This window comes from Colwellia polaris (assembly GCF_002104515.1).
In the GTDB taxonomy this organism is placed as follows: domain Bacteria; phylum Pseudomonadota; class Gammaproteobacteria; order Enterobacterales; family Alteromonadaceae; genus Cognaticolwellia; species Cognaticolwellia polaris.
In genome coordinates this window covers 148,546-165,918 of record NZ_NBOE01000009.1, presented here as the reverse complement: position 1 = coordinate 165,918, position 17,373 = coordinate 148,546, and the positions used below count along the sequence as shown (strand labels likewise).

The 17,373-nt window shown below is 38.3% G+C and carries 11 protein-coding genes; 3 read left to right on the top strand and 8 right to left on the bottom strand.

The genetic code is table 11. The features are described from left to right. Positions 1–608 precede the first annotated feature (608 nt). From gmhB to B6A32_RS14335, 6 genes are all read right to left on the bottom strand, one after another. Positions 609–1,160 (bottom strand): D-glycero-beta-D-manno-heptose 1,7-bisphosphate 7-phosphatase, encoded by a 552-nt coding sequence (gene gmhB / locus B6A32_RS14360; RefSeq protein ID WP_085305274.1) that lies wholly within the window; start codon positions 1,158–1,160, stop codon positions 609–611. 176 nt (positions 1,161–1,336) lie between these two features. Further along, positions 1,337–2,098 (bottom strand): SDR family oxidoreductase, encoded by a 762-nt coding sequence (locus tag B6A32_RS14355; protein ID WP_085305272.1) that lies wholly within the window; start codon positions 2,096–2,098, stop codon positions 1,337–1,339. Between the two features lie 87 nt (positions 2,099–2,185). Beyond that, positions 2,186–3,349, bottom strand: coding sequence for an enoyl-CoA hydratase/isomerase family protein (locus B6A32_RS14350; protein ID WP_085305270.1), 1,164 nt, complete (start codon positions 3,347–3,349; stop codon positions 2,186–2,188). 49 nt (positions 3,350–3,398) lie between these two features. After that, positions 3,399–4,412: an oxidoreductase gene (locus B6A32_RS14345; RefSeq protein ID WP_085305263.1), complete on the bottom strand. Its 1,014-nt coding sequence runs from the start codon at positions 4,410–4,412 to the stop codon at positions 3,399–3,401. A 181-nt stretch (positions 4,413–4,593) separates the two neighbouring features. Then, positions 4,594–6,396 carry an acyl-CoA dehydrogenase C-terminal domain-containing protein gene (locus tag B6A32_RS14340; RefSeq protein WP_085305261.1) on the bottom strand — a complete coding sequence of 601 codons (1,803 nt, stop codon included), beginning with the start codon at positions 6,394–6,396 and terminating at the stop codon, positions 4,594–4,596. A 71-nt stretch (positions 6,397–6,467) separates the two neighbouring features. After that, positions 6,468–9,863: a methylmalonyl-CoA mutase family protein gene (locus B6A32_RS14335; RefSeq protein ID WP_085305259.1), complete on the bottom strand. Its 3,396-nt coding sequence runs from the start codon at positions 9,861–9,863 to the stop codon at positions 6,468–6,470. 161 nt (positions 9,864–10,024) lie between these two features. Here B6A32_RS14335 and B6A32_RS14330 point away from each other — a divergent pair, with 161 nt between their 5' ends. Then, on the top strand, positions 10,025–11,080 hold the full coding sequence (locus tag B6A32_RS14330; RefSeq protein ID WP_085305257.1) for an AraC family transcriptional regulator: 1,056 nt from the start codon (positions 10,025–10,027) through the stop codon (positions 11,078–11,080). A 388-nt stretch (positions 11,081–11,468) separates the two neighbouring features. Then, positions 11,469–11,768 (top strand): hypothetical protein, encoded by a 300-nt coding sequence (locus B6A32_RS14325; protein ID WP_085305255.1) that lies wholly within the window; start codon positions 11,469–11,471, stop codon positions 11,766–11,768. Positions 11,769–11,778: 10 nt separating this feature from the next. On the opposite strand, the gene B6A32_RS14320 is transcribed toward B6A32_RS14325, so the two are convergent. Together B6A32_RS14320 and B6A32_RS14315 are read right to left on the bottom strand one after the other, a co-directional pair. Next, positions 11,779–12,459, bottom strand: a complete 681-nt coding sequence (locus tag B6A32_RS14320) for a Fe2+-dependent dioxygenase (RefSeq protein WP_085305253.1) — start codon at positions 12,457–12,459, stop codon at positions 11,779–11,781. 60 nt (positions 12,460–12,519) lie between these two features. Next, a complete protein-coding gene (locus B6A32_RS14315) occupies positions 12,520–14,862 on the bottom strand; it encodes a TonB-dependent receptor (RefSeq protein WP_085305251.1) in 2,343 nt (780 codons plus the stop codon). A 518-nt stretch (positions 14,863–15,380) separates the two neighbouring features. Between B6A32_RS14315 and recQ the strand changes: the two genes are divergently transcribed. After that, complete coding sequence (gene recQ / locus B6A32_RS14310; RefSeq protein WP_085305248.1) at positions 15,381–17,177, top strand: DNA helicase RecQ; 1,797 nt, start codon at positions 15,381–15,383, stop codon at positions 17,175–17,177. Positions 17,178–17,373 lie beyond the last annotated feature (196 nt).

Here is a 17,373-nt window from a genome sequence, read left to right as displayed (position 1 = left end):
TCTGCTCAATGAATTCTGTCGTGTTACTTAATCCCGACTAGGAACTAAGTAACTACATAAAACGTATTATTTAAATCCGAAGACCTAAATGATACTTATTTTGTGTGACATCATATTAAGCTGTTTTGTGTTACCCGAAGGTAACTATGTAAAATCAACGTTAATGTGAGTGTCCACACAAATTGCATGATAACTAATTGTTAAAGATGCCTACACGAAGTAGGTATGCCGATTCGTTCATGGATGAACGTTTTATTCGGCGCGAGTTAACAAACTCATTCGTTGTTAAACCGCGTTGCTTCAATCAGGTTCTAGCCCTTGCCTGAAGCGAGATGCGCATTCTACGCAACTCTGTTTCAATGTCAACGTTTTATTTGAATTTATTTTAAAAGTTTTTAAAACTTTCGAAACGAACCTTTAAAACGTTAAGTTAACTAATTTAGCCTAAACCACGCTAGATAACTCATTAAAACAACCTCTTCGACTTGTCCCGAAGAAGTGGAGCGCATTTTAGAGATTTTTGACCTCACGTCAACCGCTAATTTGAATTAAATTGCATAAAAGTGTTTGTTTGCCTTTTAATTGAACGTTCCGTTGGAAATTCGAACTTAAATGACAAATTTATGTGCTTGCTGCAGCTGTTTAATACGCATTACACCTTCAACTTTCTCAGAAGGTGATTCATCAGTATAGCGGCTATCGACTAAAATTCTAGTTTCAATGCCTGAATTTTTCGCTGCTTGCATGTCTGATATCTTATCGCCGATAAAAATACTGTCTTTTAAGTCAATTGAAAAGTCTTGTTGTGCTTGCAAGATCATACCTGGCTCAGGTTTACGGCAATCGCATGACATTACAAACTGATTTACACCCTTAGTTGGATGATGAGGACAAAAATATACTTTGGTTATCGTTATTGCTTGCTTTGCAAATTCATTAACCATCCAGCTCGATAACGATTCAAAAGTGGCTACGTCGTAATAACCTCGAGCAATACCTGCCTGATTGGTGATAACAAATATTTGGTAGCCCTTTTTTATTGCAAGTTGGCATAATTCGAAAATACCTTCTACAAACTCAAAATCTTCTGGTTTGTGAACATAACCGTGGTCAACGTTAATAATGCCATCTCTATCGAGAAAAAGTGCTTTATTGTTCATAACTTTCTTTTACTTAACTTATGTAAATGCGGGATATAATAACAAATAGCTTTACAGCTGCTATTAATCTTATTCTTTATAACTAACTAATCGTCATGGAGTAAACAAGAGGTTGATTAGTTAGTTACTTTATTTTACGAAAATAATATCGCTAGATCACAGAATAAATTTCTGCTCTACATAGATAAGCCACCATCAATTTCAACAACGCGGCCAGTAAAGAATTCATTTTCTATAATATAGTTAACTGTGTGTGCTATTTCTTCTGCCTCACCTAAACGACCAACAGGCTTCATACTCTCTAGACGTTGACGCATTTCAGGTTTCATTGCATCTGTCATCGCGGTGCGAATTACACCAGGGGCAATAGCACCAACACGAATACCGTGACGACCAAGCTCTCTCGCCCAAGTTACAGTCATCGCTACTACACCGGCCTTTGAAGCTGCGTAGTTTGTTTGTCCCATGTTACCGCCACGGGCAATTGATGACATATTAATGATGACACCTTTACGCTTACCTTCAATCATGTGAACAGCAGCTTCTCGGCCACATAGAAATACACCAGTAAGGTTTACATCAATTACTGATTGAAATTGATCTAGTGACATTTTCTTACTCACTACACCATCTTTAGCTTTAACAAACATACCATCGCGCAAGATGCCTGCATTATTGATTAAACCATCGATGCCAGAGAAGTCTTGGTTTATTTGGGTGAATATTGCTTCTACTTCACTTTCATTGGTTACGTTTGCTAAATAATACTTTGCTTGTGAGCCAGCTTCTTCAACTAACTTAACGGTAGCTTGTAATTGCTCTTCATTTAGATCTATTAAGGCTAATTTAGCACCTGACTTTGCCAAATTTAAAGCAATAGCTCGACCTAAGCCTTGTCCGCCGCCGGTAACTACAATCGTTTTGTCTTTTAAGTTCATGTTTAATCCTTTTTTTATCTTATTTTTTATATTGCGACTTAAATCAAGGTGCATATTAAATGAGTTTAAGCCGATACTTGATATTTATTAATTCAGTTTTTCTACTGGTGCAAAAAACCACGCGAGTCGTTCTGCTGGAATATCATTGATATTCTCATATTGCCAACGAGGGCTTTTATCTTTATCTACTAAAAGTGCACGAACCCCTTCGCTAAATTCTGGATACTGACAACAACGTAAGCTTAAGTTAAGCTCTGAGGCAAAACATTGTTCTAACGTAAAGTCTTTACTGATCAATAATTGCTGATAAATGATCAACGCCGAAAGCGGGCTACCTTTTCTAAGCTTTGCTTGTGCTCTTTGTAGCCAATCACTTTCTGTATCTAGTGCTAATATCGCTTGATAAATATCTGCGCCATTATCAAAGTTGGTTAATTGCTTAATAATCGCCTGGTGCTCTACTACATTAGAAGTAATCGACGCAAAAGCTTGTTCACTTTGTTGCACAAATTTATTCAAGGCTTTATCTAGCAATTCATAGTTTTCGTGATTAGTTTGCCATTGCACATTACTCAAGCTTGATATTACCTCACTTTTTACACTGCTTTTAATTGCAACATTAGCTAAACCTATATTCAACGCATCTACGGCATTAAATATTGCGCCTGTTATCCCCAAAAATAGCCCGGTATTATTTGATACTTTATTTAGAAACCAACTTGCGCCGACATCAGGATATAAGCCGATAGTAACTTCAGGCATAGCTAACAACGTTTTTTCGGTAACCACTTTATGGCTCGCGCCAGCAAATAAACCTATGCCACCGCCCATAATATAACCGTCACCCCAAACTAATATAGGTTTAGTAAATTCATGGATAAGTTGGTCTACTTGATATTCCAGAGCAAAAAAGTCATAGCCGAAAGAGTTGATAATGGTTTGATCATCAATTATTGTTTCTGCTGTTTCTTGCACTGTACTTGATTGACTGTCAGTAATATTTTCTCTTTCAATTTTAAGTGCGTGATACAAGCTAACCACATCACCGCCAGCGCAAAAAGCTTTGTCTCCTGATCCTTGTAAGATCACCATGGCGATTTCATCGTTGCTTTGCCATTCAAGTAACTGTTTATGCAATAACTCAAACATACTCATGTTTAAAGCATTAAGCGATTGCGGCGCATTAAGCTCTGCTAATGCAATTCGTTTCTCAGTTTTTGTCTTTATTTCGCTAAATATTACGGGTGACATATTAATCCTTTGTGCGTATTTATATGTTTAGGTCGTTAATTAATCGCCGTTAATCAAGGCTTGAATCAATTTCTACAACCGTTCGCCCAGTTACATTACCTGCAACATAAGCGTCAAACGCTTGAGGTAAATCAGCAAACTTAATAGTTGTAGGCGAAATTAATGCTAATTTACTAGGCTTTAGATCGCTGGCTAAACGCTGCCATGCGCGAGCTCTAACTGATAGTGGCATCTCAACTGAATTAATACCGAGTAAACTAACGCCGCGCAGAATAAATGGCATTACCGTTGTTTCTAATTTATGACCACCAGCAAGACCAATAGAGGCAATGTTTCCCCAAACATGGGTTGTGCGCGTTAACCAAGCTAATGTGTCGCCGCCAACATTATCAACCGCCCCACCCCACTGGGCATTTTCTAATGGCTTAGCACCCATTTCAAGGCTGTGTCGACTTATTAGTTTGCTTGCACCTAACGCTTTTAAATAAGGTTCTTGTTCTGTTTTCCCAGTAAAAGCAATAACTTCATAGCCAATATTTGACAGCATATTAATCGCAAAACTACCAACACCACCAGTGGCACCGGTTACAACTATGGGTCCACGTGCTGGTATTTGGCCATTATCTTCCATGCGTTGTATGGCAAGAGCGGCGGTATAACCGGCAGTGCCAAGCGCCATAACATCGCGTAAGCTCATACCTTCAGGTAAGTTCACAATTGAATCAGCCTTTACGCGGGCATATTCGCTATAACCACCATCATAAAGCTCAGATAACTGTGCGCCACAAACTAAAACTTTATCGCCGGCTTTAAAACGTGCGTCTGCAGAGCTAATAACGATGCCAGATAAATCAATACCGCCTACTAAAGGGTAAGTTCTTAAAATACGGCCTTTACCTGTTGCCGCTAAAGCATCTTTATAATTAATATCTGAGTAAGCGACTTTAATCACCACTTCACCAGCCGTTAATTCATGTAAACTAATTTGCTCAAATGCACTGATAATGTTTTTGTCATTTTTATGAATTCGAAATGCTGTAAATTTTTTAGGAATATTCGACATTTTTATTACCTTATATCAATAGTAATGTCGTTACTGAAGACAAATAGAGTTTCAGTAACGAACAAAACATTTCATTCAAGTATTAAGTTGACTGGCAGCTGTTAAACTTTCGACCAAAAGAATATTGCTTAACCTGAGTAAATATCAACGAGTCTCAATTTTATAACAAAATAGCCTAAGTTTAATGGTTATAATTAAACAGGCTTTCAGGCATTGTCATCAAACTTTTACTTCCGGCTTCAATAGCAAGAATATGACCGTCAATTCTAGGTAATAAACGCTCAATAAAAAATTCACCAACATACAATTTTGCTTGATAAAAATCTTGATCACTTTGTTGAGAATGCCCTGATGATTTTTCTGCCATTATTGCCCACATATAGGCGTAACTTAGCAAGCCGAAGGCAGCTAAATAATCAGTTGCTGATGCGCCAATCATATTTTTATCCTGCTCTTGCTCAGCAATAATTAACTCTGTAATAGCTTTTAATTTCTCTAGTGCTGTAGCTAACGGTTGAACGAAACCATTTAACGCTTTGTTTTCGTTGTGCTGCGTTATAAAACTGGTAATTTCAGCAAAATAAACATCAAGAAACTTACCTTTATTTGCCACCACTTTACGACCGAGCAGATCTAACGCTTGAATGCCATTGGTGCCTTCGTAAATTTGTGCAATACGAACATCTCGCACTAACTGCTCTTGACCCCATTCACGCACATAACCGTGACCACCAAAAACCATTTGCCCTAAATTACAACTTTCATAGGCCATATCGGTCATGAATGCTTTCGCTACAGGTGTTAACAAGGCAACTAATTCTTCAGCTTGTTTTATATCGTTTTCGTTATCAGAGAACTTTACAATATCAAGTTGCTTAGCAACATAAGTAGAAAAACAGCGCCCACCTTCGTTAAATGCACGCATTGTTAGTAGCATTTTTCTTACATCGGGATGCACAATAAGAGAGTCAGCTTTTTTATCTGCTGATTTTACACCCGTAGCACTGCGGCCTTGAATACGTTCAATAGCATATTCAGCAGCTTGCTGATAAGAGGTTTCTGCCGCGCCAACGCCTTGAATGCCCATGCCTAAACGTTCATAGTTCATCATGGTGAACATGTAGTTTAAGCCTTTGTTTTCTTCACCGACTAAGAAGCCTTTCGCACCATCAAAATTCATCACACAAGTTGCCGAGCCTTTAATGCCCATTTTGTGCTCGATTGAACCACAAGTAACGGTATTTCTAACGCCTAAGCTGCCATCATCGTTTAATAAAAATTTCGGTACAACAAACATAGAAATACCGCGAGGACCTTCAGGCGCCCCCGGTATTTTAGCGAGGACTAAATGAATAATATTTTCGGTTAAGTCTTGCTCACCGCCAGTAATAAATATTTTAGTACCTGACAAGGCAAAGCTGCCATCATCTTGCGCTTCAGCTTTTGCGCTCATAATACCTAAATCGCTACCGGCATGAGGCTCTGTCAAACACATAGTGCCAGCCCATTTTCCAGAATACATATTTTCAAGATAGGTTTGCTTCATCTCGGTTGAAGCATGAGCTGATAAAGCCAAACTCGCGCCAGCGGTTAACATAGGATATAGCGCAAATGAAATAGACGCTGATTGGGTCATCTCTTCAACGAATGATTGTAACATTTTCGGCATGCCCATGCCGCCATATTCAGGATCGCCGCTAAGTGCGCCCCAGCCACCATCACAATAAAGTTGATAGGCTTTATTGAAACCATCAGGTGTTGTTACCTCACCGTTAGCCCACGTTGCACCTTGCTCGTCACTATTACGATTTAACGGCGCAATAGCTTCAGCGGTAAGTTTTGCACCTTCAGATAAAATGGCATCAACAGTATCTTTATCAATTAGCTCGGCAACCGCCGGCATGGTTGACCATAATTTTTCAGCATTAAATACTTCGTGCAGTAAAAATTGCATATCGCGCATTGGCGCTTGGTAATTACTCATTATTTACACCCATCTTGTTTTGTGAACCCGCACTATTTCAAGTGTTAGTGCGGGAATTATAAAATCTAAAACTACATGTTACGGCGATACTGTCCGCCGGCTTCAAATAATGAATTAACAATTTGCCCTAATGAACAAACTTTACAAGCGTCCATCATCAGTTCGAAAATGTTTTCATGTTTAATCGCCGCTTCCTGTAAACGCTTCAGTAATACTGCTACTTCCGCTTCGTTGGCTTTATTTAAACTTGCTAACATTTCTATTTGATAAGTTTTTTCTTCTTCAGTGGCACGAATAACTTCTTCCGGCACAACCGTTGGAGAACCCGTTGAACTTAAGAAGGTATTTACCCCAATAATTGGGAATTCACCTGAATGTTTTAGGTGCTCATAATGCATACTTTCTTCTTGAATTTTGCCACGTTGGTACATAGTTTCCATCGCGCCAAGTACACCGCCACGTTCGTTAATGCGGTCAAACTCAGTTAATACAGCTTCTTCAACTAAATCGGTTAACTCTTCAATAATAAACGCGCCTTGAATTGGGTTTTCGTTTTTAGAAAGCCCTAATTCACGGTTAATAATTAATTGAATCGCCATGGCACGACGTACGCTGTCTTCGGTTGGCGTAGTAATAGCTTCATCATAAGCATTAGTATGCAAAGAGTTACAGTTATCGTTTATCGCGTAAAGTGCCTGTAATGTGGTTCGAATATCGTTGAAATCAATTTCTTGTGCATGCAAAGAACGACCTGAAGTTTGAATATGGTACTTCAACATTTGAGCACGAGCATTTGCACCGTACTTATTCTTCATCGCTTTTGACCAAATACGACGGGCTACGCGGCCAATTACTGCGTACTCAGGATCAATGCCGTTTGAGAAGAAGAACGATAAGTTAGGACCAAACTCGTTAATGTCCATGCCTCGGCTTAAGTAATATTCTACAAAAGTAAAACCATTCGCTAAGGTTAACGCCAACTGAGTAATTGGGTTCGCGCCAGCTTCAGCAATATGGTAACCAGAAATTGATACTGAATAGAAGTTACGCACGCCTTTGTTAATGAAGTACTCTTGAACATCGCCCATTAAACGCAAGGCAAATTCAGTTGAGAAAATACAGGTATTTTGCGCTTGGTCTTCTTTTAAAATATCAGCTTGAACCGTACCTCGAACCAAAGTTAACGTTTTCGCTTTTATTGCTTGGTAAACTTCAGGCGGTAATACTTGATCGCCCGTAACACCTAATAACATTAAACCTAAACCGTCGTTACCTTCAGGTAATTCACCTTGGTAGCTTGGACGCTCACAACCTTTATCTTGGTATATTTTTTTAATTGTGGCGGCAACTTCTTTTTCTAAACCATTTTCAGTAATAAAACGCTCACATTGTTGATCAATCGCAGCATTTAAGAAAAAACCTAGCAACATAGGTGCTGGGCCATTAATGGTCATTGAAACTGAAGTCATTGCATGTGCTAAATCAAAACCTGAGTAAAGCTTTTTCGCATCATCTAAACAACAAATCGACACACCCGCATTACCAATTTTACCGTAAATGTCTGGGCGTATAGCCGGATCGTTACCGTATAAGGTTACTGAGTCAAACGCGGTTGATAAACGTTTAGCCGGCATACCTTTTGAAACATAATGAAAACGGCGGTTAGTTCGCTCTGGGCCACCTTCACCAGCAAACATACGTGTTGGGTCTTCACCTTCGCGTTTAAATGGAAATAAACCCGCTGTGTATGGGAACTCACCCGGTACGTTTTCTTGTAAGTTCCACTTTAATATATCGCCCCAACCTTGGTATTTAGGCATACTAATTTTTGGAATATCACTACCTGACAAAGAAACTGAATGGGTTTGAATTGAGAGTTCTTTATCACGCACTTTAAATTTAAATTCTGGGTCTTTATAGCGTTGAACTTTATCTGCCCATTGTTCAATAAGCAGCTTATTTTTCGGATCTAGGTCTAACTCTACATGACTATATAATGCCTCAAGTTGAGTCACTAAATCTGACGACACTTCTGTGTCAGTTGCTTTAGCCGTTTCAATTGCTTGATGAATACCATAAAGTTTTTGCGCTACCGTAGTTTGATTCTCAACCCAAGCATCGTAGCTGCGATTGTTCTCTGAAATTTCAGATAAATAACGAATACGGTTACCAGGAATAACACTACTTTTGTTCGCTAACGTGCCTGCAGTAGATAAAAGATCACCCACCGTTAAGCCTGATTTAGAATTGAGCTCAGTAATAACCGCATTATATAATTCTGTCATACCGCGGTCGTTAAATTGTGACGCGATTGTGCCATATACAGGCACTTCATCATCGCCGGCTTCAAACATGCCACGGTTACGTTTATATTGTTTTTTTACATCACGTAACGCATCTAATGCGCCACGTTTATCGAATTTATTGAGCGCGATAATGTCAGCAAAATCAAGCATATCAATTTTTTCTAACTGTGTTGCTGCGCCGTATTCTGGTGTCATTACATATAATGAAACATCTGAATGTTCTTCAATTTCAGTATCTGACTGGCCAATCCCCGAGGTTTCTAAAATAATTAAATCGAAGTCGGTCGCTTTAAGAATATCTAACGTGTCATTGACATAAACCGATAAGGCTAAGTTTGACTGACGAGTAGCTAACGAGCGCATGTAAACGCGGTCGTTATTTACTGCGTTCATACGAATACGGTCGCCAAGCAAAGCACCACCAGTTTTACGTTTTGACGGATCAACCGACACAATCGCAATTTTACTATCCTCAGTAGCCATTAAAAAGCGACGAATAAGTTCATCAACCAGTGAAGATTTACCTGCACCACCGGTACCTGTAATACCTAGTACCGGTGTTTTACTTACCGCTGAAATTTTACGTATTTTAGCTAAATCGCTTTTATTCTCTTCTGGGGCATTTTCTGCGGCTGAAATTAAACGCGCGATAGCTTGTTTTTTATCTTGTAGCGGCACGTCTTTTTTCAAATTCGCTACGTCATCTTTTTTAACGTTAATGCCAGTTTTAAAATCACAGCGCTCAAGCATGTCATCAATCATACCTAACAAGCCCAACTCTCTGCCGTCATCTGGTGAATAAATACGGGTAATACCGTAATCTTGAAGCATTTTAATTTCTTCGGGCAATATCACACCACCGCCGCCGCCAACAATGCGAATATGCTCACAACCACGTTCTTTTAATAGGTCGTACATATATTTGAAGTATTCATTATGACCACCTTGATAAGATGTCATGGCAATGGCATTGGCATCTTCTTGAATAGCGGTATTTACCACTTCTTCAACACTGCGGTCATGACCAAGATGAATAACTTCTGCACCGCTTGATTGCAAAATTCTGCGCATTATATTAATTGCTGCGTCATGGCCATCAAATAACGATGCCGCGGTTACAATGCGAATTTTATTTTTTAACTGATATCTTTCAGTATTCATCTCATACTCTCTTAATGGGTTAAAATCGCTTCTTTATAATAGCTGTAGGTAAATGGGGTAATAAAAACAGCAACATAGTGAAACAATAACTATCTTACATTCACAAGCTAAACAGTACTTATGCACTAGGTTTAGTCGTTAAACGCGATAATGGAAACTTATTGCAGAAATTAGAACACACTAAAAATGCAATGAACATTGATTTTATTGTCAATTTAATGGACTATATTGTGACTAGACCACTAAAGATTTATCGGAAAATACTGTCGCAAAATATGGCTACATTAACACTTGAAAACTCTGCAGACATCCGCTTATTTATTCCCGTATTTTTGCTTAAAAAACTCTCTAAGCATCGTTTAACTGATGCGCTTTACCCTGTATCTTTAGGTGTAACGCAAGCCAATAATAATTATAAATTGCAACAAGCCAATAACCATTGTCATAGTTTAATATATTGTTTGTCGGGCACGGGGAAATTACAATATCAAGGTAAAGAAAAAGTCATAAAACGTGGCGATCTTGTTATTATTAATCCTGATACTGCTTTCACTTTCACTCTAGATAAATCAACAAAATCACTCGCTCAGCACAAGAAAAATGAAAAGACCTCGAGTAGTCGTGATAGCAAAACCAACGACAATATTGTGTACTGGATCAACTTTACCGGTACGTTATCGCAAGATTTTGCGCAACGACTGTTGATGAAAATGGATAATGGTGTCGCACATGTCGGCGTGCTAAACAATATAGTAAGCGACTTTGATCATTTACTCGCATTGGGCGCGCGAGGTTACACAGCAACAAACGTTATTCATGCTGTACATATTTTGCAACAAGCGTTGAGTTTTCTTGCTCTGCAATTACGTTTAACCATGTTTAATAACAGCTCAAGCTTTGACTTAGAGGCAGTTGAAGGGCTTATGCGCAACAGTTTGCATCAAGAGTTAAGCCTAGACACACTGGCGCACTATAGTCAGTTGTCTAAATTTCATTTTGCTAAAAAGTTTAAAGAACTAACCGATAGCTCGCCGATACAACACTTTATTAATATGAAAATTCAACATGCTTGCTCACAACTTGATAATAGCGACATTGCGATCAAAGATATCGCAAGCGGTTTGGGTTATAGCGACCCGTATTACTTTTCTCGTTTGTTTAAAAAATTGGTGGGGATGTCGCCAAAACAGTATCGTGACTCTCGTCATAGTTCATAAAACTAATACAACTAAGCATAATAGTACGTATTACAATGCTAAATTTACTGCAGCTTTGACTAAACAACCTAAGTTGGAAAATATCTACGACCAGTGTCACTATAAAGTATTTATACCAACATAATGTCTAGGTAAAAAGTGGCTCACTCAGATACGAAAGAGGACGTTCTCACAGATGAGTATATGGCAACATTGATGCTGGCTTTTTGCAAGCAAGTCGTTCGGCCTGAGTGTGAACTAAGCCACCCATAATAACATTGTCGAAAATTCAGAATAGGCACAACATTTCATTACAGTATTCCCCTTTGTATTTAACTAAAATACACCCAATACAATTAACTTAAGTTGATTAAGCGACGTTTAATAAACTCAAAGTAATGGAATAGATATGACCGAAAGAGTAACCAACAAAGCAATTTTCACTAGTAGAGTTTTTTCAATTAATTATGTTACCTACCCTACTAACCACAGTGTTATGCGGCATAGTGATCCCGTGCAAAAAGGCCGTTATTACAAATTAAACTTTGTTTTAGTTCAGCCTAAAGCGGGTGGCGTGTTTGAGTGTTCAAACTGCATTTTAAACCTGTTTAACAGAGTTTATTTATTTCGTCCTGATAAATATGAACACAGTGTTTCAAAAATCGAATCGGGTAAACGCGTGTTGTTGAGTTTTGCTTTGAATATTTAACCAAAGCTTATTATAGCTGGGCAAACTGACGAATTAAGTTATGGTAAACATTATGCAAATTGTCTAACTCAGTTCGTGAGGTTTTATCTTCTTTGATCAAAGCTTGAATAGTTTGATCTAACTGGTAGAGATTTTGGCGAATAGTGGCGTCAGATATCATGCTCTGCATCCAGGTAATGGCGGCTATTCTCTGCCCTTGTGTAACTGCGGTAACTTTATGTAAGCTGCTTGAAGGGTATACCACCGCGTAACCTGCCGGCAATTTGATTGACTGCTGGCCGAATTCAGTAGAAATAATTAATTCGCCACCTTGATACTCTTCAGGCTCACTTAAAAATGTGGTCATTGACATATCACTGCGCAATACTTCTGAGCTATCAGGCATTCTCATAATTGCTGCATCTACATGATAACCATATTCTTGAGTTTCGCTAAAGCGATTAAAACAAGGTGGGAATATTTTATTAGGTAAAGCAGCTGATACTATTTTTGGCGTTTCACCAATGCGCGACAACAGCTGATTAGCTAATTGGCGCACACTGATATCATTGGCATCAGCCTGATTGTTATTTTTTACCGAAGCCGCCATACCCATCGCCGTTTTACTACCGTCACCCCAAGGGGCGTTAGTAAGTTGTTGACGAAAAGCACTTACGTCTTCTTTAGATAATATTTTTTCTATAACAATCATAACTACACTTTACCTATTTAACTCAATTTATATATGTTTCTTACATGAGTTAAGGTTTATTTAAAACTCATATGTTGCCGTAAGTTTTGTGCTTGAAGCGCTACCTAAGTACATAAATGCACCCGAACGATAAGCGGCTGTAAAGTATTCTTCATTAAAAACGTTACCTATATTTAATCTAAAGGTTAAATCGTCGGTTGCGTAGTAATTAGCAAATAAGTTAACAACTTGATAGCTTGGTACAACAATACTGTATTGTTCGTTTTCGCTGTCGTAACCTGCGGCTGTATCAGGTTGGCCCGCATACATTTCACTTTGATAAGCGTAATCGCCGCCAACAACAAACGATTCATTAAGTTGATATCTTAACTGCAAATAAACACTTTTTTCAGCAAAGTTACTTAATGCTAAGCCAATGCTTTCATCGTTTATTGAGTCTAACACTTCAGAATCCATAGATGTAGCAGAGAACTGAACACTTAGGTTTTCAGTAATATCGCCAACAAAGCCAATTTCAATACCTTTTACTCTATTCTCACCGGTATTTAATGTTCCTAAAGTTGCGTAATCATCATCACCTACACTTTCCATTACATCATCTTTTGTAATTTGGAAAATCGACGCGCTGAACATAAAGTTATCATCTAATAACATTAACTTAGTACCAAGCTCAATGTTTTCAACACGTTCTGGATCTGAATCAGGAACTTGTGTCGCACTACCGCAAACACCGCCATAGCCACAGTTTGCGCCTAGGTCAGTTTCACCACCATTAATATTGGTTGCAGTACTGTAATTGGCATAAACATTAACGTCTTCTGAGAAATCATAGATTATGCCAAAGTTGCCATTGTACATAGTATCCGAATATGTATAAAGTGCTGATGTACCACCACTTGTTGCTTCATTGCTGTAGTCAAAGTTATCTAACCTTGCACCATAAAAAATATCAAGTTTATCGGTTAAATGTACTGTGTCTAACATGTAAGCTGAGACAGTTTCAATATCTAGCACCGCATCGTTATCTCCGCGGCTATATGTTCTGCCCATTAATTGATCAAGGTTATCAAACTGTTGGCCTTCAGCGTCGATAATACAATAACCTGGGCTATCACCACGTCGACCCGATGTTATACAGTTTGTTGGATTTTCATAATTAATGTCATAAACACCATTTTTAACGCTTTCATCAGTATATTCAACACCAAAAACAAAGTTATGCTCTAAATCTAAAATGTTGGTATTCCAGAACAAGTTAAACTGTGTGCTAGCATAAGAAACGTCTTGATAACCTTGGTGTGTACTTAAGCCTATAGTTGCTGCACCAGGCGCTGCTGGATCACTATCTGCACGCTTAGTACCACTTGCGCCGGTAGTTATATAACCATTTTTTGTATCGCCAAAACGCGTAGCATTATAAAGGGTAACATTGTCGTTAATTTCATATTCTGTACGTAAGGTAAAGGTTTTTACTTCAGAAGTTAAAAAGTCTGACTCTTGTGAATAAACCGGGATATCTTTAACAGGTTTACGTGCATCACGGTCGAAATAACTACCTAAATCAGGTACATCTTCTGCATCTAAATAATAGCCATCTGCTGTAATCGATAAGGCTTGTGTTGGAAGATAAACAGCAGAGATTTGTACGCCATTTCTTTCATTAGAAACGCCTTCACGGTCTGGTTTATCTTCGTCAGAAATTAACGCGTTTAGTCTAATCGCACTGTTCTCTGTTAACGGTAAGTTATAATCGAGTGTTACTCGTTTATACTCATCAGTACCTATACCGGCATCAACACGACCAAAATTATAGTTTACAGAAGCTTTCTTGGTAATACTGTTAACAGCACCGCCTGAAGAACCTCGACCGGCAAAAGTTGAGCTTGGCCCTTTGGTAATTTCAACACGCTCGGTAGCAAAGCTTTCTCGCGTGCTCATACCGGGATCTCTTAAACCATCAACAAAAACATCACTACGCGCTTCATGACCACGAATAATATAACGATCACCAAAAGCGTTACCGTTTTCGCCTGTACCTAAAGTAATACCCGCTTGTGCTGAAAGTATATCTTTAAGATCAGTTTTACCGGCTTCAATAATTTGGTCTTGCGTTAAAACGGTGATCATTTGCGGCGTATCAACAAGTTCAGCAACACGACGAATATCGCCAGACTCATCATGTAAATAAACAGAGGTTTTAGCACCATGAACTTTAATTAATTCAATTGCTTCATCTGACTTATTAATTTCTTTAGATTCGCAAACAACAGCACTGTCTTTATCACAGTTTTCTACGTTGTTTGCTGCATATGCGTTTGTACCGCTAAATACCAATGCCGCCGCTACTGCTTGAGCACCCAATGTCATTTTATTTCTTTGTTGAAGTTTTTGTTGAGAGTTCATGTTTTTATACTTTTATTGAGAGTCTTAATTAGTGAGAACAAGATATTAACTAACAATAAAAGCCAATGCAAATGATAATTAATCTTATTTGCATTGGCTTTTGAACTTTTTATGATTAATGTTGTATAGCTACTTAAGTTACTATTTTTATGTGCAATTTTATAAGCACTTATCGACAATCTTTAAAGAGTAGCCCCTGTTTAGCAAGCTATACACCACAAAATAAGCGATAATGGTTAACGATACTCCATTGATATGAACTTCAATTAACGGACTATAATTACGCTTTAAGCTTGGCTGTGCTTTATTGGCGAATAGATAACGCACAAGAACCTATGGTTTTTACGGAAAGGTTTTATTTACATAAAACATATCTAAACCTAGTGCTTTAGATGTTTTACATCGCTATAAAATGATTAAAACAATGTAAAATCATATAAAACAATGACTAATTTATCAGTTTAGCTTTATTAATTTACTAGTCTACCTAACAACATTTAGCCCAAAAAGGACTTAACGTGAATATCAATACCGCCAAATCAGTTTTACAAAATACTTTCGGTTACGCTGATTTTCGCCATCAACAATCAAACATCATTAATGAATTAATTAATGGCGCTGATGTATTCACCCTTATGCCTACAGGTGGTGGAAAGTCATTGTGTTATCAAATTCCAGCAATAGTGTTGCAAGGTGTTGGCATAGTGGTATCACCTCTTATTGCCTTGATGAAAGATCAAGTAGATGCATTAAAACTGCAAGGGGTAAAGGCTGAGTTTTTAAATTCATCACAAAATTATGAAGAGCAACGCCGCGTTGAGCAGCTTATTGTCTCGGGTAATATCGACTTAGTCTATGTTGCGCCAGAAAGGCTCTTAAGTGACTATTTTCTTTCACTGCTTGATCAAGCCCCTATCGCCTTATTTGCTTTTGACGAGGCACATTGTGTATCGCAATGGGGTCACGACTTTAGGCCTGAATATCAACAACTATCCATTATAAGTTCTCGCTACCCTAACACGCCCAAAATTGCGTTAACCGCGACTGCAGATCTAAAAACCCGTGAAGAAATCGTACAGGTTTTAAACCTAGCTAATGCGAAAATTTTTGTTCACAGTTTTGACAGAGCCAATATTCAATACAGAATTAGTGAACATAAAAACAGTAAAGAACAGCTTTTAAGGTTTATTAATAGCGAACACCAGAACGACGCCGGCATAGTCTATTGCCTGTCACGCAAATCTGTTGAAACAACCGCTCAGTGGTTATGCGAACAAGGAAAAACAGCTTTACCTTATCATGCAGGCTTAGCCACTGAAATTAAAGATAATAACCAGCAACGTTTCCTCAGAGAAAACGGTATTATTATTGTCGCCACTATTGCTTTTGGTATGGGTATTGATAAACCCGATGTACGGTTTGTAGCGCATTTAAATTTACCCAAAAGTATAGAAGCTTATTATCAAGAAACAGGCCGCGCGGGGCGAGATGGCTTGCCCGCAAACACTTGGTTAGCCTATGGCATGCAAGATGTTATAAAACTAAAGCAAATGGCGAGTCAAAGTGATGGCAATGAACAGTTTAAATTTATAACTCAGCGCAAAATAGACGCACTACTGGGCTACTGTGAAGTTAGCTCGTGTCGCAGACAAGTATTGTTAAATTACTTCGGCGAAACCTTAGCAGAGCCTTGTGGCAATTGTGATAATTGTTTAACGCCTCCAACAACTTGGGATGGCACCAGCGCGGCTCAAAAAGCGCTTTCTACGGTTTATAGAACCGGTCAGCGATTTGGAGTGGGTCATCAAATTGATGTACTTACCGGGAAAGTAACTCCGAAAATTACCAGTTTCAAGCACGATCAACTCTCTACTTTTAATATAGGTAATGAACTTAAAGCCATGCAATGGCAAACGGTATTTAGGCAACTCATTTCCATGGGATTTTTAGCGGTTGAAATGGATTATGGCGTATTAAAGCTCACCGAGAAAGCAAGGCCGCTATTAAAAGGTGAATGTAGCATTGAGCTTAAAGTACAAAAATATAAAAACACTAAATCGGCTCAAAACAAAAAACAGAGTATTGAGAATGATTTAACAACATCAGAATTGGCTAGTTTCGATAAGCTTAAGCAACAGCGAGCACTTTGGGCAAAAGAACGAAACGTACCAGCCTATGTGGTTTTTCATGATGCCACATTAATAGATATTGCCCGAACAGCCCCTAAAACCTTGAGTCAGTTACTTGCCGTAAATGGGCTAGGTAAAACTAAACTTGAGCTATATGGAGATAAAATAATTGCGTTATTAAGCTAAATGTTAAGCTGAGTTTTAGCCTTATTTGAGCTCAAGTTTTAACCTTATTTGAATTCAAGGTTTAAATAAGGTTATATTCTATATGACGCTATCAATTTGTCCTGGCGATGTAAGAAGGCTTAACAGGCTGATAATAAAAGAGTAAATTAAAGTTACTAGTAACTTATAATTCAATAACTTGCTATTGAACCGATAA